Source organism: Paraburkholderia sp. SIMBA_030, assembly GCF_046535245.1.
In the GTDB taxonomy this organism is placed as follows: domain Bacteria; phylum Pseudomonadota; class Gammaproteobacteria; order Burkholderiales; family Burkholderiaceae; genus Paraburkholderia.
Genome location: NZ_JAWRXB010001630.1, coordinates 1 through 236, shown reverse-complemented (window position 1 = coordinate 236; position 236 = coordinate 1). Strand labels below are relative to the sequence as shown.

Here is a 236-nt window from a genome sequence, read left to right as displayed (position 1 = left end):
CGTGATCTGGTCGTTTTTCTTTATGGTGGTGCTGATGAGCATTTGCCGCCAGTGGTCCTATTTAAAAACGCTGATTCAGACGCCACAGAAAATTTTTATGCTGGCAGTCTCTGCCGTGCTGATTGGTGGCAACTGGCTACTGTTTATCTGGGCGGTGAACAATCACCATATGCTGGAAGCGAGCCTTGGTTACTTTATTAACCCGCTGGTGAACATTGTGCTGGGGATGATTTTCC

General features: G+C 47.5%; 1 pseudogene. It reads left to right on the top strand.

Going from position 1 to position 236, the window contains the following annotated elements:
* A pseudogene (locus tag SB772_RS45525) lies at nucleotides 1-236 on the top strand (EamA family transporter RarD); the annotation flags it as partial.